Source organism: Stenotrophomonas sp. SXG-1 (assembly GCF_014083965.1).
Lineage (GTDB): Bacteria > Pseudomonadota > Gammaproteobacteria > Xanthomonadales > Xanthomonadaceae > Stenotrophomonas > Stenotrophomonas geniculata.
In genome coordinates this window covers 886,341-911,671 of the sequence record NZ_CP046588.1, presented here as the reverse complement: position 1 = coordinate 911,671, position 25,331 = coordinate 886,341, and the positions used below count along the sequence as shown (strand labels likewise).

Here is a 25,331-nt window from a genome sequence, read left to right as displayed (position 1 = left end):
TCAATCAGGGGCACGGTCCTCTGCGCTGCGTCCGCCGCAATGCCACAGGTTGGAGCAATCGGTTGATTTGCTTCTGCTTTGTGCAGAAGCGTCACGGCCGTCTGCGGTGCTTTCGTCGCTTGCCCATACGTCTCCGCGCCCGCTTTCACTAGGTTCGAACATCCACCGCCGCGGTGGAATTGACGCAGCCCCGCTTGGCTGTGTTCCGAAGACTTCGAAGACTGAGAGAGAGACCCATGACCATCCGTATTCCCGAACTCGGGTTGGCGATCCGTCGTGCACTGGCGTTGGCGGCCACCACCACACTGGCCGCCCCCGCATTCGCCCAGCACGCACCGGAAGCCACCACGCTGGACCGTATCGAGATCACCGGTTCGCGCATCCGCCAGGTCGACCTGGAAACCGCACAGCCGGTGCTGACCATCAGCCGCGCCGACATTGAGCGGCAGGGCTTCAATTCCGTCGCGGACATCCTGCAGAACCTGACCGCGACCGGCAGCCCCGCGCTCAGCCGCGCCAGCCCACTCAGCAGCGGCGAAGCCTCCGGCGGCAGCTACGTGGACATGCGCGGGCTGGGGGCGCAGCGCACGCTGGTGCTGGTCAACGGCAAGCGCCTGGGCATGACCACTTCGGGTTACCAGGACATTTCCAGCATTCCCGCCGCTGCCGTGGAGCGCATGGAAGTACTGAAGGACGGCGCTTCGGCCATCTACGGTTCCGACGCGATGGCCGGCGTGGTCAACATCATCACCCGGCGCAACGTCCAGGGTGTGACTGCCAACGTCTACCATGGGCAGTTCAGCGAAGGCGACGGTGCCCGCACCCAGTACGATGTGGTTGCCGGCTGGTCGAATGACCGCGCCTCGATCAGCGTCGCCGCCGAGCATGTCGAAGAGAAGGGCGTGTGGGCGAAGGACCGCGGCTTCAGCGCCTACACCTATACCGATCGTCATCCGGACGATGGCTGGACCACGGTCGGCCAGTGGGGGCGCATCGTCGGCTTCAAGGGCCCGGGCTGCAGCAGCGCCCGTGGCTGCAGCTATTCACTCGATCGCGGCAGCCAGCCGGGCGGGCCGGACAGTTTCCACCTCAGTGACAACACACCGTTCACCGGTGACGTCAGCAACAGCAACGAACAGATGCACGTGCAGACGCCGATCAAGCGCGATTCGCTCTTCGTCGACGCACGCATGGATCTGAACGACCAGATCCGCTTCAACACCCAGTTGGCCTACAACCGACGCACCACCACGCGCCAGGTTGCCGGCTATCCGTTCCAGTCCGGTGCAGCCGGCATCACGCCGATGTCCGCCGACAGCTGGTTCAACCCGTTCGGCAGCCACCACGGCTATGAACGCCCAAGCGATGTGCACTGGAACCGCCGCAGCTGGGAGATTCCGCGCGTCAGCATCAGCGAACTGACCACCTGGCAGGGTGTCGCAGCGTTTGAAGGCAGCTTCCAGTTCGTCGGTCGCGAGTTCGATTGGGAAGCCGGCTACCAGTACAACCGCAGCGAGCTGGAGCAGCGAGCCACCGGCAACCTGCACAAGCAGCGCGTCGCCGATTCCACCGGTCCTTCGTTCTACAACCCGGCCACCGGCAAGGTGGAATGCGGCACACCGGACGCGCCGATTGCCGGCTGCAAGCCCTGGAATCCGCTGGTGCCGTATGGCCAGGATGACCCGTACGGCCTGACCGGCAACGGCGAACTGCAGGACTGGCTGTTCCCCGAGGAACTCACCCGTGGCCGAGCCACCACCCGCAACCTGTTCGCCAGCCTCAGTGGCGGCCTTGCCACGCTGCCCGCCGGGGAACTGGGCTTCGCCCTGGGCGTGGAGAGCCGCCGCGAGGAGGGTCGCTTCATTCCCGACGCGCTGGCCCAGACCGGTGCCACTACCAACCTGGCGGCGGGCCCCACCGGCGGTGGTTACCGTGTCGACGAGGCCTATCTGGAGCTGAGCGTGCCGTTGCTGCACGACCTGCCCGGTGCACGCCAGCTGACCCTCGACACGGCGACGCGCTACTCCGACTACACCACCTTCGGCGGAACCCTCAACAGCAAGTTCGGCGTCTCCTGGAAGCCGATCGACCAGTTGCTGGTCCGTGGCACCTGGGCCCAGGGCTTCCGTGCGCCGACCATCTCGAATCTGTACGGTGGCGGCTCGCAGACCTTCACCACCGGCTTCCGTGATCCCTGCGATACCGTCCATGGCGCGGCCGCCAGCAGCCCGGAGGTACGTGCACGCTGCGCCGCCGACATCGCCAACGCAGACAGCTACCGCCAGCTCGGCCAGGGCAACGAGCCGATCACCGGCAGCAGCGGGCAGACGCCCCTGCCCTTCACCAACGGCTCCAATCCCGACCTGAAGCCGGAAACCTCGACCAGCCGCACGCTGGGCCTGGTCTGGAGCCCGACGTTTGCCGAAGGACTGAACATCGCGCTGGACTGGTGGAAGATCCGCATCGACAACACCATCGTTGCCGACCATCCCAATGACATCCTCCGCGACTGCTACGAACTGGGCATCGCCGAGCGCTGCGGCAGCTTCACCCGCGACCCGGAACTGGGCATCGTCAACACGCTCAGATATGGCAGCCGCAACAGCGGTTTCCGCCAGGCCGAAGGCTATGACCTGGAGATCGGTCACAAGTTCGAAACGTCCTGGGGCACGCTGAGCGCCGACTGGAAGACCACCTATGTGGTGGCCGCGGAAGAACGGACCACCAACGAGGCGGATGCCCCGCCCATCCCCAGCAATGGCATCGCCACCAACGGCGGCATCGGCTTCCGTGTGCGCTCCAACGCATCATTGGGCTGGGAACGTGGCAACCTCGGCCTAGGTTGGGGCCTGCGCTATTTCTCCGCGGTCAAGGAACGTTGCCTGGATGCGGCCACGTACCCGGGTGAGTGCTCGCACCCGGGGCAGCGCGCACCGTGGTTCAGTGGCAGCCGTGACTACAACCGCCGCGGATCGGTCACCTTCCACGACGTGCAGGCACGCTACAACCTGCCATGGGATGCGACCGTCTCGATCGGTGCCAACAATGTATTCGGCCGCCAGGGGCCGGTCATGTACAGCCAGCCGAGCGCCAACTTCTCCTACTACGGTGGCTTCGACATCGGTCGTTTCATCTACATGAAATACCAGCAGCGCTTCTGATCCACCGCGCTCCCTGCACCACCACCACGGCCCTTCGGGGCCGTGGCTCCACGGGAACCGGACCGCCGTCATCCCGTGGTCGCAAAGCGGTCATATCCGCTACATCGCCAGGCCCGAGCATGCCGGAAACCGGGAGGCCCGCCATGCGCTATGCCATCGTCACCGAGACCTACCCGCCGGAAGTGAACGGCGTTGCCCTGACCGTGCAGGGCCTGGAGCAGGGACTGCGCACTTCCGGCCATGACATCGACCTGATCCGGCCACGCCAGGCCAGCGAAGCGCTGGACTCGGCGCCAGGCACGCTGCTGGTTCCGGGTGCCGCATTGCCGCGCTACCCCGGCCTGCGCTTCGGCCTGCCTGCACCGATCCGGCTCAACCGCCACTGGCAGCAGCAGCGTCCCGATGCGGTCTACATCGCCACCGAAGGCCCGCTGGGCTGGTCGGCGCTGCGCACCGCGCGCCGCCTTGGCATTCCGGTCGCCAGTGGTTTCCACACCCGCTTCGACGAGTACCTGCCCGACTACGGTGTCGCCTGGCTGCAGGCCGCGGCGATGCGCTGGATGCGCCGGTTCCACAACCAGGCCGACGCAACCCTGGTACCCACCCGCGAACTGCAGCAGTTCCTCGGTGAACAGGGCTTCGAACGCGTGCGCCTGCTGGCACGCGCGGTCGACAGCCAGCAGTTCGATCCGGGCCGGCGCGACCCGGGGCTGCGCGAGGAATGGGGCGTGGACGGCAATGGCCTGGTCGCGATCTACGTCGGCCGCATCGCCGCGGAAAAGAACCTTGGCCTGGCGGTGAAAGCCTTCCGGCGCCTGCAGCAGATCCGGCCCAAAGCCCGCTTCGTCTGGGTAGGTGATGGTCCGGCCCGCGAAAAACTGGCACATGAAAACCCGGATTTCATCTTCTGCGGCATCCAGCGCGGCGAGGCCCTGGCGCGGCATTTCGCCAGCGGTGACCTGTTCCTGTTCCCCAGCCGCAGCGAGACCTTCGGCAACGTGACCCTGGAAAGCATGGCCAGCGGCCTGGCCACCGTCGCTTTCGACTACGGTGCGGCCCGCGAATACCTGCGTGATGGCGAGAACGGCGCGGCCGTGGAAAACGATGAGCAGTTCATCGAGGCAGCCGTGCAGCTGGCCGCCGATGATGCACGGCGCCGCGAATTCGGCAGCAGCGCCGCGCGTGCGATGAAGCGCCTGCATCCACAGCAGGTGGTTGCCGAGTTCGATGCCCTGCTGTCCGAGCTGGCCCAGTCGCGGAGGAGCGGCCATGCGCACCACGCCGCTTGAGCTGCTGGCCGGCCGCGAGGCGCGGCTCTGCCGCCGGGCCAACCACTACTGCCGGCGTCGCCGCGTGCGTCGCCTGTTCTCGGTCATCAGCCGTCTCGGCGATGGCGTGTTCTGGTACGTGCTGATGGGCGCGCTGGTGCTGCTCGACGGCTTCGACGGACTGCGCGCCTCCGTGCACATGGCCGCCACCGGGCTGGCCGCGCTGCTGCTCTACAAGGGCCTCAAGCGCTGGACCCGGCGTCCCCGCCCGTATGCGGCCGATCTGCGCATCCGTGCCTGGGTGGCGCCGCTGGACGAGTTCAGCTTCCCCTCCGGGCACACCCTGCACGCGGTGTCGTTCACCATCGTCGCGTTGGCCTACTACCCGTGGCTGGCACCGCTGCTGGTCCCGTTCACCTTCGGCGTCGCGCTGTCGCGGGTGGTGCTGGGCCTGCACTACCCGTCCGATGTACTGGCCGCCACCGGCATCGCCATCCTGCTGGCATCGGCCAGCCTGGCCTGGTTGCCGCTGCCGGTGTGATGGCCGCCGCGCCGGCCGCGCATGGCCCGGCGCTACCGTCATCGTTGATGGCCTAGAATGCAGGCATGACCACGCTGTTCATTTCCGACCTGCACCTGGACCCCAGCCGTCCGGAGATCACCGACCTGTTCCTGCGCTTCCTGCGCGAACAGGCGCCCGGCGCCGATGCGCTGTACATCCTCGGCGACCTGTTCGAAGCCTGGATCGGCGACGACACGCCCTCGCCCGCCGCCGATGCAGTGGCCGACGCGCTGAAGGTGCTCTCCGACAGCGGCGTGCCGGTGTATTTCATCCGCGGCAACCGCGACTTCCTGCTCGGCGAAGACTATGCGCGCCGTGCCGGCCTGCGCATCCTGCCCGACCCGTGCGTGATCGAGCTGTACGGTCGCCCGGTGCTGCTGCAGCACGGTGACCTGCTGTGCACGGACGACATCCCCTACCAGCAGTTCCGTGCACAGACGCGCGACCCGGCATTCCAGGCGCAGTTCCTGTCACAGCCGCTGGCCGCACGCATCGCCTTCGCGCAGAAGGCACGCGACGCCAGCCAGGCCCGCCAGTCGGAAATGAAGCAGGACGATCGTGCGCAGTTCGAGACCGTGACCGATGTGGCTCCGGCCGAAGTCGACGCCACCTTCGTGCGCCATGGCGTGGACACCATGATCCACGGCCACACCCATCGCCCGGCGGTGCACACGCTGCAGGCCGGTGGCCGCACCTGCAACCGCATCGTGCTGGGCGACTGGTACGAACAGGGATCGGTACTGCGCGTGGATGCCGCCGGCTGGTCGCTGGATACGCTCGCGCGCGAATGATGGATCGCAGGGTGCCAACCAAGGTCGGCATCTACCAGGGCAGGTGCACGCACCCGGGTAGACGCCGACCCCGGTCGGCGACTGGCTTCAGCGGAAGGCCGCGATGGTGGCCTTGGTATTGACCAGCACGCGCTGGTTGTCGGCGGTACTGGCATTGCCCATCGGGATGCCGTTGTAGCTGATGTTCGGGTTGGACCAGTAGTTCAGGCGCGGGCAACCGGCCGAGCAGTCATAGGCCATGATCGTGCGCCAGCGCGAACCGGAGGACGGCTCGTAGCGATAGCCGTGCCCATAGGCATAGGGCGACGTGCTGGGATCACTGGCGATATCGTGCCGCGCACTCTGCAGATGGCCGATCTCATGCGCGAAGGAGTAGTAGCCGGTCGCGCAATCCCAGTACACCGCCGCGAAGGCCGTCGATGCCGTCGAGCCGATGCCCGAGGCCAACCCGCAGTAGCTCGTGTTGTTGATCAGCAGGACGCCGACATCGGCCGCGGTGTTGTTGCGGCTGGTGTGGATGCTGTCCATGTAGCCGTCGCTGGTGTTGCGGAAGCGGGTCAGGTCGGTGGTGAAGTTGCCGGACTCGGTGTAGTTGGTGGTTTCATAGCCGGCCAGCTGCAGGGTGATGCCAACGTTGCTGTTGACGTAACCCTGGTTGGATTCGGCCACCGCCAGCTGCACCAGCGACTGCATGTTGCCGCCATAGGCCGTTACCGCTGCATTGGTCGCCACCACCAGCACGCGGATGGTGGCCGGGGTGCCGGACGAGGCCTGCGCGATGCCGATGCGGTCATTGTTGCCCATCGGGATTTTCGGCAGCTGGTTGTAGTCGGCCGGATGATCGGCCGGCATCCGCGATTCATCCACTTCCACCAGTACATGGCGGTTGCCCAGCGGACGCAGCCGGTAAAGCTTGCCGTCCTTGCGGATCGAGCCGGTGAGGGTGTTGCCCGAACGCACCAGGATCACTGAATTGCCTGGATCATCCTGACCGTTCGAAGTGGCGGCAGTCAGCCGATCGGACGGCGAACGCAACTGGCCGTACCAGATGCTGCCGCCATCGGGCAGGGCTTCCACCTTGCTGCGCACCGCCTGCACGCGCTGGCCAAGCAGTTCGAACTCCAGTTGCGGCTGCGCGGTGGCAGCAGCGTCGACACGCACTTCCTGTACCGTCGCGGTGGACGGGGTGGCCAGCAGCTTGCCCAGCGCGGGCTCACTGTTTGCCGATGCCCGGCTGATGACCGTCACCGGCTCGAACAACGGTGCCGCATGCGCGGCCGCTGCCACCGACAAACCCAACACCAGGCCACCTGCCGCTTTGCCAATCGATCTGGACAACATTGCGTCGCTCCTTGAATGATGTGAACAGCGTTGATGCAGCACGCCCGGGTTTGCCGGGTCTGGCCATATGGCCTGCGCGGGTCGTGTGAATTCAATAGAAGATGGGAATGAAAATCAGGAACTGTGATCGACCGCATCTGCGTTAAGTAAGGTCAAAAGCGTCACTACACTTCGCCAATACACCGCTTTCGCGCTACCGTGACGCAGTCACGACGGGACATGCACATGGCACCATCGCAGGACACGGATGAAGATGTCGGCATGCTGCGGATTGGCCTGTTCTTCGATGGCACCCGCAACAACGCACACAACCTGGCACGCGGTCGCCCACAGGTTCCGCAGCCACGTCCGGCGCAGCTGCGCGCGGATGATGATTCGACCTACCAGAGCCGGCTGACCAGCAGCTACGACAACGGCCTGACCAACATCGCGCGCCTGCAGCAGCTGTATCCGGACAGCCGCCGCAATGCGATGGGCGCACCTTCGTTGTCGATCTATGTGGAGGGCGTGGGCACCCGCGATGATGCCGATGATGATCTGATCGGACTGGCCTTCGGTATCGGTGCCAGTGGCGTTCGTGCGAAAGTGCAGCGCGCGCTGCAGGTGCTGCTGCCGGCGGCACTGGCCGAGCTGTCCGCGCGCTGGCAGCGACCGTTGCGTGGCGTGCAGCTGGATCTGTTCGGCTATTCGCGCGGCGCTGCCGCGGCACGTGATATCGCCAACCAGCTGCAGGGCTGGGACAGCGTGCGCTGGCGCCAGCTGCTGCAGGGCGCCGGCCTGTCCTGCACTGCGAACTTCGCCCCCGCCACACCGGTGCTGCGCTTCATCGGACTGTTCGACACCGTGGTCGCAGTCAATGGCGGCCGCGCCGATGAGCACCCGCAGCTGGCCCTGCACAGCGGCATCGCCGGTCGCGTCGTGCAGCTCACTGCACGCGATGAACACCGCCAGCACTATCCGCTGACCAGCGTGGCGCCGCCATTCGCCGAGATCGCCCTGCCCGGTGTGCATGCCAACATCGGTGGTGGCTACAACCAGCTGGAGGAAGGCCCCAAGCTGCTCAGCCGACCGCGCCGGCAACAGTTGCGCCGCCCAGCGGTTGCCGACTACCAGGTCCCACCATTGGCGTTGCTGCAGGCCACCACGGCCTACGCTGAAACACAGGCCGATGCCGAACGCTGGCGGCAGCAGCTGGGCGTTGGGGAAAAAGAGATCTGGGTGGATGTCTGGCACCAGTGGCAGCAGCAGCGTCGCGCCGGCAGCCGCAGCGTGCTGCTGTCACCGGTGCTGTATGTGACGGCCGCGGTGGTGCTGCGTCGGCGCATCGACTGGCGTTATCAACTGATCGCACTGCTGGTGATGCAGCAGCAGGCCATCGATGCTGGCGTGCAATGGACCGCCAATGCGGCCGGAGTTCCCGGCTGGGAGCTGCCATCCGCCCTGCAGCCGATCGCACGCCGCCTGGTGGCCGGACAGCCGCTGACGCAGACACAGGAGGCGCTGCTGCGGCGGCGTTACCTGATGCAGTCGGCACACTGGAATTTCGACGCCCTGGGCGACACCGCACTGACCTACGCCGCCGATGCCGGCGTCAGCGAACTACCGTACCGGCCGGGCCCAGGCCTGTTCTACATCAACCGGCCGACCGTGGACGGCAAGCGCGTGGTGTTGCCGAATGCATAAGAAAAAGGAGACGGAGGGGATCAAGTCGTTTGTGGCATTAACGACTTGATCCCCTCCGTCCCCTTCTTCTCAACCGGCCTGCTCGACCAGGTTGGCGAGCTCATCCGCATCAAAACCAGCCAGCAGGCGCGCTTCGATGTTGAACGGCCCGTGCAGGTAGCCGCCGGCGTACTCCACCAGCAGTTCCTTGAAACGTGCGCGCGGTTCGACATCGGCGCGGTCGCAGTACCAGCGGTACCAGCGCGAACCGGCGGCAACATGCGCCACTTCCTCGCGCAGGATCACTTCCAGTACGTCGGCGGTCTCGCCATCGCCGACATTGCGCAGCTTCTCGATCATCCCCGGGGTGACGTCCAGGCCGCGCGCTTCCAGCACGCGCGGCACCAGCGCCATGCGTGCCAAGCCGTCATGCGCGGTCTTTTCGCACATTTCCCACAGGCCGTTGTGCGCGGGGAAATCGGCATAGTCGTGGCCATGCACCTGCAGGCGTTCGCGCAGCAACATGAAGTGCCGCGATTCGTCGTCGGCACAGCTGACCCAGTCGGCATCGAACGCCGGCGGCAGGCCGCGGAAGCGGTACACCGCATCCCAGGCCAGGTCGATCGCGTTGAGTTCGATATGGGCGATGGCGTGGATGAAGGCGGCCCGCCCTTCCACGCCGCCCAGTCCGCGCCGCGGTACCTCGCGCGGATGCACCAGCACCAGTTGCGCGGGCCGGCCAGGCATGCGGATCGGTTCCGGCGGCGGCGCATCGGCGGCCACTCTCAGGCGACCGGCACGGAACGCGGCGGCGTACGCCTGAGTCAGCGCGACCTTGCGCAGCGGGTCGGCTTCGGCCAGGCACTGCTGCGCCGCACGCAGCAGGTCACCACCAACGTCGGGCACGTCAACCACGCCTGGACCTCAGGCGCGGCGCTTGTGCTTGGCATCGTCCGAACGCAGCTGCTGGATGCGCTCGAAGTAGCCCGGCTCGATACCGGTCGGGTAGTGGCCGTTGAAGCAGGACGAATCGAAGTTGCGCAGCGCCGGATTACCCTCGCTTACCGCCGCTTCCATGTCTTCCAGATCCTGGTAGATCAGCCAGTCGCAGCCCAGGTGCGCTTCGATCTCTTCCACGCTGCGGTTGTGCGCGACCAGCTCTTCGGCGGCCGGCATGTCGATGCCGTAGATGTTCGGGTAGCGCACCGGCGGCGCAGCACTGGCCAGGTAGACCTTGCGTGCGCCTGCATCACGGGCCATCTGCACGATCTGCTGGCTGGTGGTGCCACGCACGATCGAGTCGTCCACCAGCAGCACTACGCGGTTGCGGAATTCCAGGTGGATCGGATTGAGCTTGCGGCGCACCGACTTCACGCGCTCGCCCTGCCCCGGCATGATGAAGGTGCGGCCGATGTAGCGGTTCTTGATGAAGCCTTCGCGGTACTTCACCCCGAGTACGTTGGAGATCTCCAGCGCGGCGTCGCGCGAGGTGTCCGGGATCGGGATGATGGTGTCGATGTCGTGGTCCGGGCGCAGGCGCAGGATCTTCTCGCCCAGCTTGATGCCCATGCGCATGCGCGCCTTGTGCACCGACACGTTGTCGATCATCGAATCCGGGCGTGCGAAGTACACGTACTCGAAGATGCACGGGGTGTGCTCGGCCGGCTCGGCGCAGATCTCCGAGAACAGCTCGCCACGCGCGGTGATCACCAGCGCTTCACCCGGCTGCACGTCACGCACGCGCTGGAAGCCCAGCACGTCCAGCGCGGCCGATTCGGACGCCACGATGTACTCATCACCCTCGGCGTGGCTGCGCTTGCCCAGCACCAGCGGGCGGATACCATGCGGGTCACGGAAGGCGACCAGGCCCAGGCCCAGCACCACGCTGACCACCGCATAGCCCCCTTTGCAGCGGCGGTGCACGCCAGCCACGGCACGGATGGCCGCTTCCGGGCTGAGCTGGCGCTGCTGCTCCAGTTCGTAGGCGAACACGTTCAACAGCACTTCGCTGTCCGAATCGGTGTTGACGTTGCGCCGGTCCTGTTCGAACACCTGCTGGCGCAGCGCCTCGGTGTTGATCAGGTTGCCGTTGTGGGCCAGCGCGATGCCGTACGGCGAGTTGACGTAGAACGGCTGTGCCTCGTCCATGCCTTCCGAACCGGCGGTCGGGTAGCGCACATGAGCGATGCCGACGCTGCCTTCCAGGGTGGACATGGTGCGGGCATCGAACACATCGCGAACCAGGCCGGTGGCCTTCTGCACCCGCAGGCGGCTGCCATTGACGGTGGCGATGCCTGCTGCGTCCTGGCCGCGATGCTGGAGGACGGTCAAGCCGTCATACAACTGCCCGGCGACGTTCTGGTTGCCGACGATTCCGACGATGCCACACATGGTGCGAGGTCTCCGCTGGGCTTTGCCCAATTACAAGGAAGGTGGCCGTACCTGGCCGCGGTGGTCGCCGCGCGCGCGGTCGACATTGGCCGGATCGCCCGGCTCGATACTGTCCGGCAGTGCTGGGGCGTCCGGACGCACTTCGGCCGGATCGTAGGAATCGCCCTGTTCCGCTTTCGCAGGCCGCAGCCATCCGCTGCCTGCCACTACCTGGTTGAGGATGCCATTATCGCCTGCCGCGCCCGGCTTTCCCAACCCGGCGCCTGCGTTCTTCCCCAACTCCATCAATGCAGATGGGGACAGGGCGTCGGTGGGCAAGCCCTTGGGCAGCAGATCGGCGCCGGGAACCTCCCAGTGCGGCAGCTTGCTGTTCATCCAGGCAACGGTGGGGTTCAGCAGTGGGCGCACCGCCGAACGCTGCCAGGAAGGCTCGGCGGTCAGCGGGGTGAAACTGCCCAGCAGCAGCAGGATCGCGGCGATCAGGCCGCCCCGCACCGCGCCCAGCACCCCACCCAGCAGGCGGTCCAGGCTGGTCAGCATGCTGCGGTGGACCAGGGCCTTGATGACCATGCCGATCACCGCGACCACGATCATCACGCCGATGCCGACCCCCAGGTAGCCACCGACGAAGTGTTCGCCACCGGGGGCCGCCGGGGCGGCCCACCAATGGGCGGCATCATTGCCGAAGGCGAAGGCCGCCCACGCGGCCAGCAGCCACGACAGGGTGCCGATGACGATTCCCACAAAGCCGCGCAGCATCCCCAGCAGGGTGGAGGCGGCGATCACGATCAGCAGCACCACGTCGATCATGGCGCCCCGCTCCTTCGGCGGCGCTGGCAACGGGGCTGCGCGTGGGTCATGGGTGCGGTCGCACCATGCCGGCCACGCCGACCTTGGCGGCGACCTGCGCCTTCAGCTGCTCGGCATCGGCGCGGTTGGCCACCGGCCCGACGCGGACGCGATGCAGGGTGCCCTTGTCCGTGCGCACCTGTTCAACGAACGCGCTGAAACCGGCGGCGCGGACCTTGTCGCGCAGGGCATTGGCATCGTTGGCCTGACCGAACGCGCCCAGCTGCACGGCAAAGCCGACGCCGCTGGCAGCCGGTGCCGCCGGCGTGGTCGGCGCCGTCGCCGGCTTGCTGGCGGTGGCCTCCGGCTTCGGCTCGGGCTTCGGCGCCGGCTTCGGCGGTTCCGGCCTGGCGGCCGGGGTGGTCGCTGCGGTCGGCGTACTCGGCGGCAGGCTTTCGCTGCGGACCGGGTTGCTGCTGGCCGACGGCGCAGTGGCTGCGGACGGAGTGCTGGCGCTCGGCGTAGCCGATGCCGGAGTGGCCGCGACCGGGGCACTGCTGCCGGCCGCCGCGTCCAGAGTGATCACTTCGGCCTTCACATCCGCGCGGATCTTCACCGCCTGCAGGCGGGCCGCCTCGGCCTGGGCGCGGTCGGCATACGGCCCGACCCGCACACGCCATGCCTGACGGCCGCCGATGGTGGCGGTTTCAGTGAAGCCCGGCAGCTGCGAGCGCTTCAGGTAGGCGATCACGGCATCGGCATCGGCCTTGCTGCCGTAGGCACCGAAGGTGACCGCATAGTTGCCGGCGGCAACCGTCGGCGACGTGTCCACGGTCGGCGGCGTGGCCGGCGTGGCGGCATCCTGCAGCGGCTTGGCCTGTCCGGTCTGCAGGCCGGTGGCGCCACCGGCCGGGGCGACCAGGGGCAGCTCACGGGTTTCGAACTGGCCATCGGCCGGTGCATCCGGCGCGGCGATCGGCACATTGGCCACACCGCTGTCCGGTGCCGGTCCCTTGACCAGCATCGGCAGGAAAATCACGGCCAGCGCCACCAGCACGATGGCACCAATCAGACGCTGTTTCAGAGGCGTATCCACGTGAGGCAGGCAACTGTCCGGAGGTTGCCGTCGATTATACGGGTGCCGGACCGGACGGCGTCGGCGTTGGCTGAACGCGGATCAGGCATCGCCCTGCAGCATCTGCAGGGCAGCCGCGGCGGTATGGAAGGAGCCGAACACCAGCACGCGGTCGCCGCGCTCGGCCTGGGCCAGCACCTGCGCCAGTGCCTGTTCGACGCTGTCGGCCAGCGGCGCCTTGGCCGCAGCCGTGCCAGCCAGGCGCTCCTGCAGCTGGGTGGCGCTCTGCCCACGCGGGCCATCCAGCCCGGCCAGAGTCCACTCGCCCACCACATCCTGCAGCGCCTGCACCACGCCCACCGCGTCCTTGTCCTGCAGCGCGGCGTACACCGCCAGGGTGCGCCCGGCCGAGACCTCGGCCTTCAGCGCACGCGCCAGCTGGCCCGCTGCCTGTGGGTTGTGGCCCACGTCCACACGGATCTGCACGCCATCCCGCTCGAATGCCTGCATGCGGCCGGAAATACGCGCCGCCGCGATCCCGGCGGCCCACGCCGCACGCGGCACCGGCTTGTCCAGCGCGCGCAGGGCGGCGATGGCGGCACCGGCATTGGCCAGCTGGATCGGGCCGGCCAGCGCCGGGGTCGGCAGCTCCATGCGCAGGCCGACATCACGCCAGCGCCAGCGCTGTGCATCGATCGGTTCGTAGAAATAATCGCTGCCGCCGCGGATCGCGTTGGCACCCACCAGATAGGCACGTGCGAGCACGCTGGACGGCGGATCGGTCTCGCCCAGGATCACCGGCTTCCAGCCACGGATGATGCCGGCCTTCTCGGTGCCGATCGCTTCGCGGTCCTCGCCCAGCCACTCGGCATGGTCGATGTCCACGGTGGTGATCACCGCCACGTCGGCATCGACGATGTTGACCGCATCAAGGCGGCCACCCAGACCCACTTCCAGTACCGCCAGATCCAGCCCGGCGTCGGTGAACAACTGCAGCGCGGCCAGCGTGCCGTATTCGAAATAGGTCAGCGTGGTCTCGCCCCGCGCGGCCTCGATGGCGTTGAACGCAGCGACCAGCGCTGCATCGTCCACATCCTGCCCGTCGATGCGCACACGCTCGTTGTAGCGCAGCAGATGCGGTGACGTGTAGGCACCGACCTTCCAACCAGCAGCACGGCCGATGGCCTCGATGAAGGCCACGGTGGAGCCCTTGCCGTTGGTGCCACCGACCACGATGGTGCGCCCGGCCGGCGCGCCAAGACCCATCGCCGTGGCCACGGTGCGCACGCGCTCCAGGCCCATGTCGATGGTCGCCGGGTGCTGGCGTTCAATGTAATCCAGCCAATCGGCCAGGGTGGTCGGGGTGTTCGTCACGGCAGTGCTTCCAGCAGGTACAGGTGGTTCGGTGTGGCGGGTTAGAGTGCGCGGTGCTTGGCTTCGCCGAAGAACGGCGTGTGGTGGGCGCAGTCGTTCAGGCGCACCACTTCCAGGCTGTCCAGGTCGGCGCCCTCGAGCAGGTTGAGCGTGGTCGGTGCCTGGCGGAAGGTCCACAGGCGGGAGATCGGCAGGCCCAGCACCTTGCACAGAATCACGCGGTTGACCGCGTCATGCGCGACCACCAGCAGGGTGTCGTGCTCGCCGAGGCCTTCGGTGGCACGGGCCAGGCCACGCCAGCTGCGTTCCAGCACCAGGCGCAGCGATTCGCCGCCGGGCATCAGCACGGTATCCGGTTCCTCGCGCCAGGCCTGCAGGCGCGACGGATCCTTTTCGTTGATTTCGCTGGCCAGCAGGCCTTCCCATTCGCCGTGGGCGATTTCCTGCAGCTCCGGCTCGGTCAGCAGCATGTCGGCGCGGGCGGCGCCAAGCGCCAGCTGCGCGGTGCGCTGCGCGCGCGACAGCGGCGAGGCAACGGCACGGGTGATGTCCACCGAGGCCAAGCGGGCGCCAAGCGCCTGGGCCTGGGCTTCGCCGATCGGCGAAAGCGGAATATCGATCTGGCCCTGGTAGCGGCCTTCGGCGTTCCACAGCGTTTCGCCGTGGCGGGCAAGCAGGATGCGCATGCGTGCAAGGGGTCCTGGGGGGAGGAGGTTTCCGCGTTTCGTTCACATCCTGTGAAGTGCGCGGAACAGGGATGATACCTGTTCGGCGCACCGGGCCGGGCGGCCATGAAAATGTCCGCTGTCAAGTTTTCCAGGTCATGGGCTCGGCCTGAAAAGCTTCGGCATGACAGGAAGTTACGCTTTGCGCCCTGCATGTCGAACCCCTTGGTGGGTTTGGCGCAAGGGTCAGGTGGGAGCCGCCACGTTCCAAGTCATGGCGTTCCACGGCGCAAGAGAGCGTGGGTTTAGCTTGAAGAACCATCGGGCCGCAGCGCCAGCCAGCGCCGTCCTGCATCCCTCAGCCGGTATCGCTGGCTGCGGCTATTGGGTTTGTCGGGTTGGGTCATCTCGATCACGCCCATTTCCAGTGCTGGGGCCAGATAGGTCTTCCGGAAGTGCGGCGGGTGCTTCAATCCCAAGGCATCCTGCAGGGCCTGCCGGGTCATTTCGCCTTTGAGCCGGACCAGCAGCACCTCAACTTGGTCGGCAACTTGGTCGGTCGTCAGCGCCAGCGGATGCCGCGGCAGCCGGATCACGAACGAAAGCCGATCATCATCCGTCTCGAACAGCGGCGCGAGCGAGCCATTGGCCGCCATTTCCTTCAGGATTTTCGGAATGCCGGTGGAGCGCCCCCTCGGTCATGTCCAACTCCTTCAGGAACTCGCCGATGCGCCGGTTGCGGTAGCGCGGGCTGACCGCACGGCCTGCCTTCAGGTCTTCCATGCGGATCGACCTGTCCGGGCCGGGGAAGCTGAGAACGGTCAGTTCATCGTTGCTGATGCGCACCTCGATGGGCTCTCGCTCCTCGTAGGACCGGTGATAGACCGCGTTGACCACGGCCTCTTCGATGGCGGCGAACGGGAAATTCCAAACCCGAGTGGCCTCGGCCCGGTCGGGGTGCTTGACAACCGTCTCGCGCAGAAAGTTGCGCTGGATGTAGCCCAGCACCTCGCGCGTCATCCGCGCCAGCGGCCCCTTGAAGATCTTCTCGTCAAAACGATCACCACCCGCGCCTTCGGGGAACCAGACCACGTCGATCTGCACGCTGGGGAGGAAGCGCTCCGGCGTTTCGTTGAAAAACAGCAGGCCCACGTTCTTGGGCCAGGGCGATTCACTGGGGCCGCCGGCCACAATCATTTGCCGCCCATCAAGCCGGAAAATCCCGGCAGCCGCGCGGGGTACGAAATGCCCGCGCCGCAGAAAAACACCACGCGCCCGTCCTCGTGCGCCTGCAACAGGCGCTCGGGGATATCGGGGCCGTGGCGGACGAGCTGCATTCAGTCGCCTTTGGAAGAAGGCCGCGCCAGCGTCACGAAATGCTGGGCAGCGTTGGCGACACGGAGATTGCTCATCGCAGCTTCTCCTCGATCCACTCCCACCGCTTGTCCTTGATCATCACGAACCGGCAGCGCCCCTCAGACAGGTTCGCCCACAGGCCACCGATCAGCCGGTCATCCTCCGCGCTGCCCCAGCGATCCGCGCCCTTGTATTCGACGGCCAGGATCGGGCCGGGTTGGTCCGCTCTGCCGGGCAACTGGCATAGGAAGTCAGAGTAGAAGCGACCATCGGCCTTCTGCAGGAAGAACGAACAGCCTTCGCGCCGGACAAGATTACGCACCCAGAACTGGATGCGCCCCTGCTGCGCCTGAATGTCCAGCCAGCACGCGCACTCGAACTCCTCCTTGCTGTCGAAGTCGCCGATGCGCCCGTAGAAGTGCTTGCGGAAATCGAAATGGCCGAATCGGCCGTCGTAGTCGCGGCTGGGCGCGTAGGCCTGGGCATGGAACTCGAATGCGTACTGATCGGTCACTGCAACGCGCGACGCGGCATCGTCGCCGAACAGCGCCTGCTGGAACGCCTTGCCGACCGCCTGTCTGCGTAGATCACGAATGCGCGCTTCCAGCAGATTGCGAAGCAGGAACTTCTGCAGATTGGCACGTGCCAGCGTGAAACCCTCCCGGCGCAACAGTTCGGTCAGCCACCGCGCCACGAAGGCCTGTTTGCTGGCGTGTGTGAGTGAAGGTTCGGGCAGGTTCCGGCACAGCCACGTCGCAAGCCGTACCTCGTCCCAGTGCTCGGGCTGATAGACCAGCCCCAGGTCGCGCTGCAGATCGGGCAGGAAGCGCGAGACGACCTTGCCGCTGTCGCCATCGATATCGATCTCGCCGCCCTCCGATACCTTCAAGCCCGCACCCAGCGCCGTGAGGTCGTCGCCGTTCGGCGCGGCGTCGTAGATCGACAAGTCCCACGGGTACTCCAACACTTCCGGATCGTCGAACAGTTGCAACTCGCCCTGCACGCGCAAGGCAAGCTGCGGCACGCGAAAACGCTCGCCCAGTTCGGCGGGTGTCTGGAAGAACTCGATGGCCGTGGTGCGGCTGATTTCGGCGGCTTCGACAATCGCGGTGGCGGCGGTTTCCGAGCTGACAGAGGCTTTGAGTACTTCCGCCTCGTCCTCGGTCAGCGGCGTGCTGATGGTCAGCGTGTTGAGCTTGCCATCCCAACTCACCTTATCGCGCACCGGTTTCGGTACGCTCTTGAGGTTCGGCTTCTCGGTCAGCCTGATCGCCACCGGCCGAACCACGACGCGCCCGGCGTGCCCCTCCAGGTCCAGCCGCGCCTGATCGGCCTTAGCGGCGGTGACGAACTCGGTCACCTCGCGCCGCTCGAAGCCCGCACCCGCCACCAGACGGTCGCGCAGTGCGCCTGCCGTTTCGGCGAAGTTGCGCGACACCACGAAGGCATAGGACTGATTCAAGGCCTTGGCCTGTCGATGGCTGGCATCTGGTTGACGCAGCACGCGTCCGAGCAACTGTTCCACCGCTGTCGCCGATGACAGAGAGGCCATACTGACCAGGATGTAGGCGAACGGGCAGTCCCAGCCCTCGGCCAGCGCCTTCTGCGTGATGACGAACTTCACCGGGCAGGCTGGGTCGGCGATGCCCAGCTTGAAATCGGCGTCGATCTGCTCCAGGCCCTTTTCTTCCCCGGTGGCGACGACGATTTCACTGGCCGGTATGCCGTGATTGGCAATCAGCTCGTTACGCACGCGTTCGAAGTCCAGCGTCTCCACCCCGGTGCGGCGTGGCTCCGACTGAATCAACACCAGCGGGCGCAAATAGCGGCTGCCCGCGCGGCGTTCCTCATCGGCCAGCTTGTGCAGCGCATCACGCCGGCTAATGGCATCGGCCAGACACTGCTGCCAGTTCGGTTCGGTTTCCAGCACCACCGGCAGCTTGATCATTTCCTCCGCCTTCAACTCGGCGGCCGACACACTGTGCAGCACGTTGCTGGGCGTGCGCTCCAGGTCGGGCGTGGCGGTCAGCTCCATCACGCCGCTGGGGCGCAGGCGCGCAAGCATATCGAAGGCAAGTTCGGTGCGACTGTTGTGCGCCTCATCCACCACCACGAAGGGCCGGCGCAGGCGCAGCACGTTGGCGAGCGAACAAGGCGTAGTGCGTTCAGTACCTTCACCTTCACTCAGCAGCTCATCGCGCTGGGTGGGCGACAGGTTGTCGAAGTGGTGCATCAGCGCGCCGCTGCTCTGGTACACCTTGCGCGATTCCTCCTCCTCCACTTGGAATGCCTGCCGGGTGGCGACGATGACGGTAGTCGAGGTGTCCAGCGTTGCGCGGGTCACGCTCTTGGCCTCGTCCAGATCCATCACCGTGATCGGCCCCGCCTCGCGCAGCGCCGTGTGGTACGGGTGCAGACGGTCGCGCAGGGTGCGTAAAGTCTGCTCGCGGATCGGCTTGCTGGGCACAAGCCACAGGATCACGCTGTGCTCGCAGCGCAACAGGTGCGTGTTGACCAGCGCCACGCTCTTGGCGGCCAGCCAGGTCTTGCCGCCGCCGGTGGGCACGCGCAGGCAGAAGTACGGCATGTCGGCAGGGAAGCCCGACAGCGGATGGTAGGCATTGCCACGGCCCCACAGCCGTTCCGTGGTGGCGGCGAACGCGATCGAGGGCGACGGCAGCTCGTGGCAGGCCTTGAAATAGGCATCCACGCTGTCGAGCACCTGCTGCTGGTAGATTTTTGGCGAGAACGTGGTCATGGCTTACACCTCCAGCGCGTAAGGGGTCTGCTTGAAGGTGATGCCCTCGCGCGCGGCGCGGCCTCCCATGCGGTTGGCGGCGGCGTAGATCACTTTCGGGCCGGCGAATTTCGGCAGCACATCAAACACCGGGCCGCTGAGCACGTTGCCACCCGCGACGGAACGATCCTTGAGGATGCCGTTGTAGAGCAAGTAGATCGCACGGCCCTCGTGCACGCCAAGCAGGGGCGAATCGGCCGTGCCGGTGTAGCCGGTGCCCGTCTCGGCGAACCAGACGAACTCGGCCAGTTGCGCGAAAGTCACGTCGCAGCGAATCTGGCCATCGGCGTCGAACAACGGTTCCGCCGACAGGCGGCAGAACTGGAACCCGCCGCCGAGGCCATCGATGACATTGCCTTTGGCGTTGGTGTAACCACTAGCGACGCGCTTAACGCGCTCGGCAGTGACGTTGGCGGCGATGCTTTCGTCCATCTCGACCAAGATGAAGCGTCGACTGCCGCCGTCCTCCGAGTTCAGCTTCAGGACCGCATGAGCGGTCGTTCCGCTACCTGCAAACGAATCCAACACAAGGAAGTCGTCGCCCTGGATCATCGAGACCAGATAGCGGACCAAATCGACTGGCTTCGGAAATGGAAAGGAGAACCCCATTTCGGACAGCGCGGTCGATTGCGACTGCGTACTGCCAACACCACCGATAACGGTGATGACGTGGCTCGCTTGATCGCGATCTTTCACGGACTCGATTGCTCCCGTGCCGGTCACGACGAACCGCGTGCTCTGGCCCTTCGAGTCGAGCACGGGTTGGAAACCAGAGTCGATGAACTTCTGGAGAATCGCTTTCGAGGACCATCCGCTGGACACAGTCACCGCGCTGGCGAGCTTCCCTTCCACGATGGTTGCGTCGGTAACGTAATGCGGCCACTGATCCGAGCGCGCCCGAATCGTGGCTGCGTCGACGCTGGCCGGAAATCCGACGGGAAGAACGACTGAGCTGACCGGATTCTTCGGACCGTTCTTGACGATCGTATTCTGAATATGTGCCCGGTTGAGCTTACTTCCCTTACCGATCGACGGATCAACGACAGAAGGGTGAGGAAAAAGGTCCGGGTTGCTCGCATAGGCGAGCACGTACTCGTGGCAGTTTTTGATCTTCGCCTGGTTGTCGAAGTTGCCGTCCGTTCGCCAAACAAACGTTGCCAGCCGCCGCTTCGTCCCGAACAGTTCGTCCATTAGCGCACGCAGATGGTGGACCTCGTCATCGTCGATGGAGACAAAGATGACCCCGTCCTCGCGCAGAAACTGCTTCAGCAGCACGAGGCGCGGATACATCATCGACAGCCAGCGGTCGTGCCGGTCCAGCGTCTCACCTTCTTTGCCGACCACCTCGCCCAGCCACTTGCGGATCTCCGGGCTATTAACGTTGTCGTTGTAGACCCAGCCCTCGTTGCCGGTGTTGTACGGCGGGTCGATGTAGATGCATTTCATCTGCCCAGCATAGCGCGGCAGTAGCGCCTTGAGCGCGTGCAGGTTATCCCCCTGCACGATGAGATTGCCGCTGTCGCGGCTATCGCCCGTGCCACAGGAAAGCTCGGGCACCGGCTCCAGCAGGCGGGAGGGCACTTCCTTGTGATGCTTGACGACGGCTTCTTTGCCGATCCAGTTCAATGTGGGCATGCGCCTCGTGACCTTCAGTTCTTGCGGGCGGGGGAGCCGCCCGCATTTTGTTCTTCATCCGCACCACCGGCGCGCACCCATTCATCCACCTCCGACACCTGGAACTTCCACAGCCTGCCCACGCGGTGCGCGGGCAGGCCCTTGCGGTCGATCCAGCGGTAGATGGAATCGCGCGTCACGCCCAAGTGTTCGGCGATCTGCTCAACGGATACCCAAGGCTCGGTCACGGCTGCTCCGGCGACAATGAAGTGGCAGTACAGAGTCGCATTAAATCGTAAAGACGCAATCTAGCACGTAAATATGGAGCTGACCATGGAATGCTTGGCTTCCGCCCCGAACAGCTTGCTGTCCGTACAAGCACGCACTTTCGCCAATGCCCAAGCGGCATTTCGTGTCCTTGCGGCACGATGCCCTGGTTTGAGCGTGCCGCGCCAACCCCATGTGCAGACCCGCTTTCCTCGCGGCGAAGTGCCGCGACCTTTTATCTTGCCTTCCGCCTCCGCTCTCCCAGGCACACGAAATTGACGCGGAAACGGTGCGGCAAGCCCGTTTGTCTGCACGTTGGACGGTGGTTTCATGACCCGGCGGTTGCAACTTCTTGCGCGGCTGGTCGCTTCCCCAGGACCACCGCCTTGCGCCGGTTCGCCATCGCTTCCGCCGCTTCCCGCACCGGCTTGTCTTCGGTGTGGACGTAGCGCATGAACATCGCCAAGGTCTTGTGCGCGGTCAGCGCCATGCCGACCTTCACTGGGTTGCCTGAGTTGGCAATGTCGGTGGCCGAGCGGTGGCGGATGCCGTGCGTGCCGACGTGCGCCGCACCTGCCGCCTTCAGCGCACGGCACCAGCCGCCGTAATACTCGCCTTCGGTCAGATGTCGTTTCGGGTGGCGCGAGGATGGCAGCACATAGGGGCTGTCCTTCTGTCAGGGCGCGGTTGAAAGCAGCCGATAGGCTTCCTCGTTCATCGGCTTGGACATGCCGCCGGTCTTGCTGTCCTGCCACACCACGCGCCGGTTCTCCAGATCGACCCACGCCCATTCGAGCGCAATGATTTCTGAGCGGCGACCGGCGAACTCGAATTGGAGCCGGATCGCCAGCGGAATCACGTAGCCCTCCAAGCCGTCGGCCTCGATCTTGTCGAGCTGGCGGAATAGTTTGCTCATGTCCTCGTCGCTGATGAGGTGGGTGGATTTGCCTCCCGGATAAGTCGGCACATGCTGGCAAGGATTGCTGCCGTCGGGCCGATGGCCCCACACCTCGGCCAAGTTGAACATCTTGCGCAGGATGCTGAAGACCTTGTTCGCCTCGGTCGGCTTGTACGCGAGTTTTTCCATCACGCCCACAACGTCGGGCCGTTTCACGTCCTGCACCTTCTTGCGGCCCAGCAACAGAATGATGCAGCGGTCAATGACTCGCTGATAGCCGAGCTGCGTGCTGGGCTTGTTGCGCTTGCTGGAGTAGTTGGCCATGAACTTCTTGCACAACTCTTCGATCGTGGGGGCTTTGCGTGCCTCGGCCTTGGCTGCGCCGGGATCGTCGCCCGGCGTACCTGCGCCAACCACTCCTGCGCCAGCGAGCGGGCCTGATCAACAGTCAGTTCCCCGTACTGGCCCAAGGCGGGTTTGCGCCGCTCGCCCGCATTCGTGCGGTACTGGAGCATGAACACCTTGCGGCCTGCCGGGGCAATCTTGCACAGGAAGCCGGGCACCAGCGTATCTCGCAGCCTGACGGCCTGAGCCTGAGGTTGTGCCGCATCGACAGCGGACTTGGTGAGCTTGATCTTTGCCATGATGACTCCTCGGAAAGACCCCGTTTCCAAGGGCCTGATGGGAGCCAACAGCGGAAAAACCGGGTCAAGTTTCGGAACGTACCGGCATAGGTTGAATTTGCCTAACCCATTGATAAACCTGCCGCCTCGGGTGATGGCGTAGTTCAGCGAAATGCGGCACTGGAGTCATGGTGAAATAAAAGAACCCCGCGACCTGCGTCGCGGGGCTTCGGGCTTTCCGGCCATTGGGTCAAGGTTGCCGGCCAGCGGCCAGCACTACCGTGTCCGCTACTAGCAGTAGACCCACGCCATGCGTGGATGAACCGCCCGGGACAGCGACCCTCAGTTGGCCAGGTTCAGTTCCTTCAGCAGCTGCGGCGCCGGCGCCACTTCCTGCATGATCCACTGCATGTAGCGGCTGTCGACGGCGATCATGCGGGTCATCACCGGATCGAACACCCAGTTGGAGCTGACCGATTCCCAGTTGCCATCGAATGCCAGGCCGACCAGCTTGCCGTTGGCGTCCAGCACCGGCGAGCCCGAGTTGCCGCCGGTGATGTCCAGGTTGGACAGGAAGTTCACCGGCACCGAACCGATGCGCTTGTCTTCCAGGCCGCCGTAACGCTTGGCCTTGACGGCATCGAGCAGCGCCTTCGGCGAATCGAACGGATCTTCGCCGGTTTCCTTCGCCGCTACGCCTTCCAGGGTGGTGAACGGGGTGTACTTCACGCCGTCCTTGCCATAGCCCATGACGTTGCCGAAGGTGATGCGCAGCGACAGGTTGGCGTCCGGGTAGACGAACTCACCCTGGCTCTTCTTGTAGTCGGCCACGGCCTGCAGGTACAGCGGGCGGGCGGTCAGCGATTCGCCTTCGCGGATCTTCTTCTGTTCTTCCTGCTTCAGCAGTGCCGGCATGACGGCCACCGCGTACTGGATGGCCGGATCGCTGCTGGCTTCAAACGCAGCGCGGTCGGCCTTGAACCACTTCAGGCGGGTATCCAGGCTGCCCAGCTCGGTGCCGCCCAGCTTGGCCACCAGCGACTTCACCGCAGCGGCATCGCTGCCGGCCAGCCACTTGTTCAGCACTTCGTTGTCACGCTGCGCGGCCGGCAGGGCCACGTACTGCTCCAGCCAGTAAGCCTGCAGCTGCTGGTCCATCTTCGCCACGTAGCGGCGATCCATCTGCTTCAGGCCACCTTCGATGGTGGTCAGGTCGCGTTCCTGGTAACCGGCTTCGCGCTCGGCATCCGGCTTGCTGCGCTCGATCGACAGGCGGTACAGGGTGATCGCTGCGCCAACGGCCGAGGTGTTGTTGAACTGACCGACGAACAGGTCGCGTTCGCGGGTCGACTTGCTGGTATCCAGATGCTTGAGCAGCTGCGCGTGTGCGGCCAGCGCCGGCTTGCCGGCAGCGCCCTGCTTCTTCAGCCACGCCAGCACGGCGGCTTCTTCAGCCTGCTTCTGACCAGCGGCGTCGATGCGCTTGAAGCCTTCCAGCTGGCCCAGGTAGTTCTTGGCCACGTTGTTCATGCTGGCGGCGGTGGCGGCGTACTTCACCTTGACGTCGGCGTCGGCCTTGCCGGCGTCGGCGATCATCTTCAGCACCGCGTTGTAGTGCTTGGCGATGGTCGGGTAGGTGAAGCTGGCGGTTTCGTTGAACTCACCGGCCAGTGCGTAGCGGTTGGTGCGGCCCGGGTAGCCGGCCACCATCACGAAGTCGTCGGCGCCCAGCGGCTGGTCGGCGAACTTCAGGAAGTGCTTGGGCTGGTACGGCACGTTGTCGGCGGCGAAGGCGGCCGGCTTGCCGTCCTTGCCCACGTAGGCGCGGTAGAACGAGAAATCGCCGGTGTGGCGCGGCCACATCCAGTTGTCGACGTCGCCGCCGAACTTGCCGACGCTGCCCGGGGGCGCGTAGACCAGGCGCACGTCCTTGATTTCCATGTTGCGGAACAGGCGGTAGGTGTTGCCGCCGGAGAAGCTGTACAGGCGGCAGCGGAAGCCGGCATCGGCTTCACAGGCGGCGACCTGGGCCTTGTCGAAGGCGTCCAGCGCGCGGCTGCGGGCCAGCGGGTCGTTGCCGGCGGCAGCGATGGCGGCCTTGGCCTGGGTGGTGACGTCGGTGATCTGGTCGAGCACGAACACGCGGGCGTTCGGGCCGGCGCTCAGTTCGTCCTTCAGGGTCGGCGCGTTGAAGCCGTCCTTGATCAGGTTCTTCTGCGCGGTCGAATTCAGCTGGATGGCGCCATAAGCGCAGTGGTGGTTGGTGACCACCAGGCCCTGCGGCGAAACGAAGCTGGCGGTGCAGCCGCCGAGGGCGACGACCGCACCCATCGGGTCGCCGGTCAGGTTGGACAGCTGTTCCGGGGACAGCTTCAGGCCGGCCTTCTGCAGCGGGCCGGCGATTTCCGGCAGCTGCTGCGGCACCCACATGCCTTCAGCGGCATGGGCGACCTGAGCCAGCCCGAGGCTGGCGACGATGGAAAATGCAAGCAGGTTCGAGCGCATGGAGCGGCCCCTGGTAGTGGAACCTTCGATTGTAGCCCGCCGCCCTGCCCCGCCCCGAACCCCGGAAGTCATGGGCCTGCTTCTTGCTCTGCCACGCGCACGTCGGCCGCGCACACGGAAATCGTCCAGAAGGGGCGTGGTCACCCTGGACGGGACCGTTGGCGCCATGGGCCGGGCGCATGCGACTGGCGG

General features: G+C 65.7%; 20 protein-coding genes and 2 pseudogenes. 5 read left to right on the top strand and 17 right to left on the bottom strand.

The features are described from left to right. The first annotated feature begins 236 nt into the window (after positions 1 to 236). The 4 genes from GOC52_RS04105 (at position 237) to lpxH (ending at position 5,782) form a co-directional block, all read left to right on the top strand. Positions 237 to 3,161, top strand: a complete 2,925-nt coding sequence (locus tag GOC52_RS04105; protein WP_191850698.1) for a TonB-dependent receptor domain-containing protein — start codon at positions 237 to 239, stop codon at positions 3,159 to 3,161. Positions 3,162 to 3,304: 143 nt separating this feature from the next. Further along, complete coding sequence (locus GOC52_RS04100; RefSeq protein WP_049434033.1) at positions 3,305 to 4,450, top strand: glycosyltransferase family 4 protein; 1,146 nt, start codon at positions 3,305 to 3,307, stop codon at positions 4,448 to 4,450. Next, the gene (locus GOC52_RS04095; RefSeq protein ID WP_010483928.1) at positions 4,431 to 4,970 is read left to right on the top strand and encodes a phosphatase PAP2 family protein; all 540 of its coding nucleotides are present in this window, start codon (positions 4,431 to 4,433) and stop codon (positions 4,968 to 4,970) included. The genes GOC52_RS04100 and GOC52_RS04095 overlap by 20 nt, the downstream gene beginning before the upstream one ends. A gap of 65 nt (positions 4,971 to 5,035) precedes the next feature. After that, positions 5,036 to 5,782 (top strand): UDP-2,3-diacylglucosamine diphosphatase, encoded by a 747-nt coding sequence (lpxH, locus tag GOC52_RS04090; RefSeq protein WP_191850697.1) that lies wholly within the window; start codon positions 5,036 to 5,038, stop codon positions 5,780 to 5,782. Positions 5,783 to 5,869: 87 nt separating this feature from the next. Here the strand turns inward: lpxH and GOC52_RS04085 are convergent, their stop codons facing one another. Then, positions 5,870 to 7,123: a zinc-dependent metalloprotease gene (locus GOC52_RS04085; RefSeq protein WP_010483932.1), complete on the bottom strand. Its 1,254-nt coding sequence runs from the start codon at positions 7,121 to 7,123 to the stop codon at positions 5,870 to 5,872. A 225-nt stretch (positions 7,124 to 7,348) separates the two neighbouring features. Between GOC52_RS04085 and GOC52_RS04080 the strand changes: the two genes are divergently transcribed. Then, positions 7,349 to 8,806 carry a DUF2235 domain-containing protein gene (locus tag GOC52_RS04080; protein WP_191850696.1) on the top strand — a complete coding sequence of 486 codons (1,458 nt, stop codon included), beginning with the start codon at positions 7,349 to 7,351 and terminating at the stop codon, positions 8,804 to 8,806. Between the two features lie 69 nt (positions 8,807 to 8,875). On the opposite strand, the gene GOC52_RS04075 is transcribed toward GOC52_RS04080, so the two are convergent. The 16 genes and pseudogenes from GOC52_RS04075 to GOC52_RS04015 all read right to left on the bottom strand — a co-directional run bounded on the left by GOC52_RS04075 (position 8,876) and on the right by GOC52_RS04015 (position 25,139). Beyond that, positions 8,876 to 9,700 carry a ferritin-like domain-containing protein gene (locus GOC52_RS04075; RefSeq protein WP_191850695.1) on the bottom strand — a complete coding sequence of 275 codons (825 nt, stop codon included), beginning with the start codon at positions 9,698 to 9,700 and terminating at the stop codon, positions 8,876 to 8,878. A gap of 9 nt (positions 9,701 to 9,709) precedes the next feature. Next, positions 9,710 to 11,176, bottom strand: a complete 1,467-nt coding sequence (purF, locus tag GOC52_RS04070; RefSeq protein WP_010483938.1) for an amidophosphoribosyltransferase — start codon at positions 11,174 to 11,176, stop codon at positions 9,710 to 9,712. 30 nt (positions 11,177 to 11,206) lie between these two features. Then, positions 11,207 to 11,986: a CvpA family protein gene (locus tag GOC52_RS04065; protein WP_019336370.1), complete on the bottom strand. Its 780-nt coding sequence runs from the start codon at positions 11,984 to 11,986 to the stop codon at positions 11,207 to 11,209. Between the two features lie 46 nt (positions 11,987 to 12,032). Next, the gene (locus tag GOC52_RS04060; protein ID WP_191850693.1) at positions 12,033 to 13,061 is read right to left on the bottom strand and encodes an SPOR domain-containing protein; all 1,029 of its coding nucleotides are present in this window, start codon (positions 13,059 to 13,061) and stop codon (positions 12,033 to 12,035) included. 81 nt (positions 13,062 to 13,142) lie between these two features. Next, on the bottom strand, positions 13,143 to 14,414 hold the full coding sequence (gene folC / locus GOC52_RS04055) for a bifunctional tetrahydrofolate synthase/dihydrofolate synthase (RefSeq protein WP_010483943.1): 1,272 nt from the start codon (positions 14,412 to 14,414) through the stop codon (positions 13,143 to 13,145). 41 nt (positions 14,415 to 14,455) lie between these two features. After that, positions 14,456 to 15,100: a histidine phosphatase family protein gene (locus tag GOC52_RS04050; protein WP_043401370.1), complete on the bottom strand. Its 645-nt coding sequence runs from the start codon at positions 15,098 to 15,100 to the stop codon at positions 14,456 to 14,458. Positions 15,101 to 15,384: 284 nt separating this feature from the next. Further along, complete coding sequence (locus GOC52_RS20650; protein WP_203218404.1) at positions 15,385 to 15,735, bottom strand: Fic family protein; 351 nt, start codon at positions 15,733 to 15,735, stop codon at positions 15,385 to 15,387. Further along, positions 15,692 to 16,276, bottom strand: coding sequence for a hypothetical protein (locus tag GOC52_RS20645; protein WP_203218403.1), 585 nt, complete (start codon positions 16,274 to 16,276; stop codon positions 15,692 to 15,694). Before GOC52_RS20645 ends, GOC52_RS20650 begins: the two co-directional genes overlap by 44 nt. After that, positions 16,273 to 16,416, bottom strand: coding sequence for a hypothetical protein (locus tag GOC52_RS04040; protein ID WP_159359835.1), 144 nt, complete (start codon positions 16,414 to 16,416; stop codon positions 16,273 to 16,275). The genes GOC52_RS20645 and GOC52_RS04040 overlap by 4 nt, the downstream gene beginning before the upstream one ends. Before the next feature lie 2,090 nt (positions 16,417 to 18,506). Next, positions 18,507 to 19,193 (bottom strand): annotated as a pseudogene (locus GOC52_RS20895) (DEAD/DEAH box helicase family protein); the annotation flags it as partial. A gap of 3 nt (positions 19,194 to 19,196) precedes the next feature. Beyond that, entirely contained in the window at positions 19,197 to 20,867 is a 1,671-nt protein-coding gene (locus GOC52_RS04030; RefSeq protein WP_043401376.1) for a site-specific DNA-methyltransferase, read from the bottom strand. A gap of 14 nt (positions 20,868 to 20,881) precedes the next feature. Next, positions 20,882 to 21,094 carry a helix-turn-helix domain-containing protein gene (locus GOC52_RS04025; protein ID WP_043401378.1) on the bottom strand — a complete coding sequence of 71 codons (213 nt, stop codon included), beginning with the start codon at positions 21,092 to 21,094 and terminating at the stop codon, positions 20,882 to 20,884. Positions 21,095 to 21,441: 347 nt separating this feature from the next. Further along, positions 21,442 to 21,771, bottom strand: a complete 330-nt coding sequence (locus tag GOC52_RS20890; RefSeq protein WP_458309524.1) for a tyrosine-type recombinase/integrase — start codon at positions 21,769 to 21,771, stop codon at positions 21,442 to 21,444. 18 nt (positions 21,772 to 21,789) lie between these two features. After that, positions 21,790 to 22,428 carry a tyrosine-type recombinase/integrase gene (locus tag GOC52_RS20885; RefSeq protein WP_458309523.1) on the bottom strand — a complete coding sequence of 213 codons (639 nt, stop codon included), beginning with the start codon at positions 22,426 to 22,428 and terminating at the stop codon, positions 21,790 to 21,792. Between the two features lie 29 nt (positions 22,429 to 22,457). Beyond that, positions 22,458 to 22,655, bottom strand: a pseudogene (locus GOC52_RS20880) (Arm DNA-binding domain-containing protein); the annotation flags it as partial. Between the two features lie 321 nt (positions 22,656 to 22,976). Then, on the bottom strand, positions 22,977 to 25,139 hold the full coding sequence (locus tag GOC52_RS04015; RefSeq protein WP_043401381.1) for a S46 family peptidase: 2,163 nt from the start codon (positions 25,137 to 25,139) through the stop codon (positions 22,977 to 22,979). Between the last annotated feature and the right edge of the window lie 192 nt (positions 25,140 to 25,331).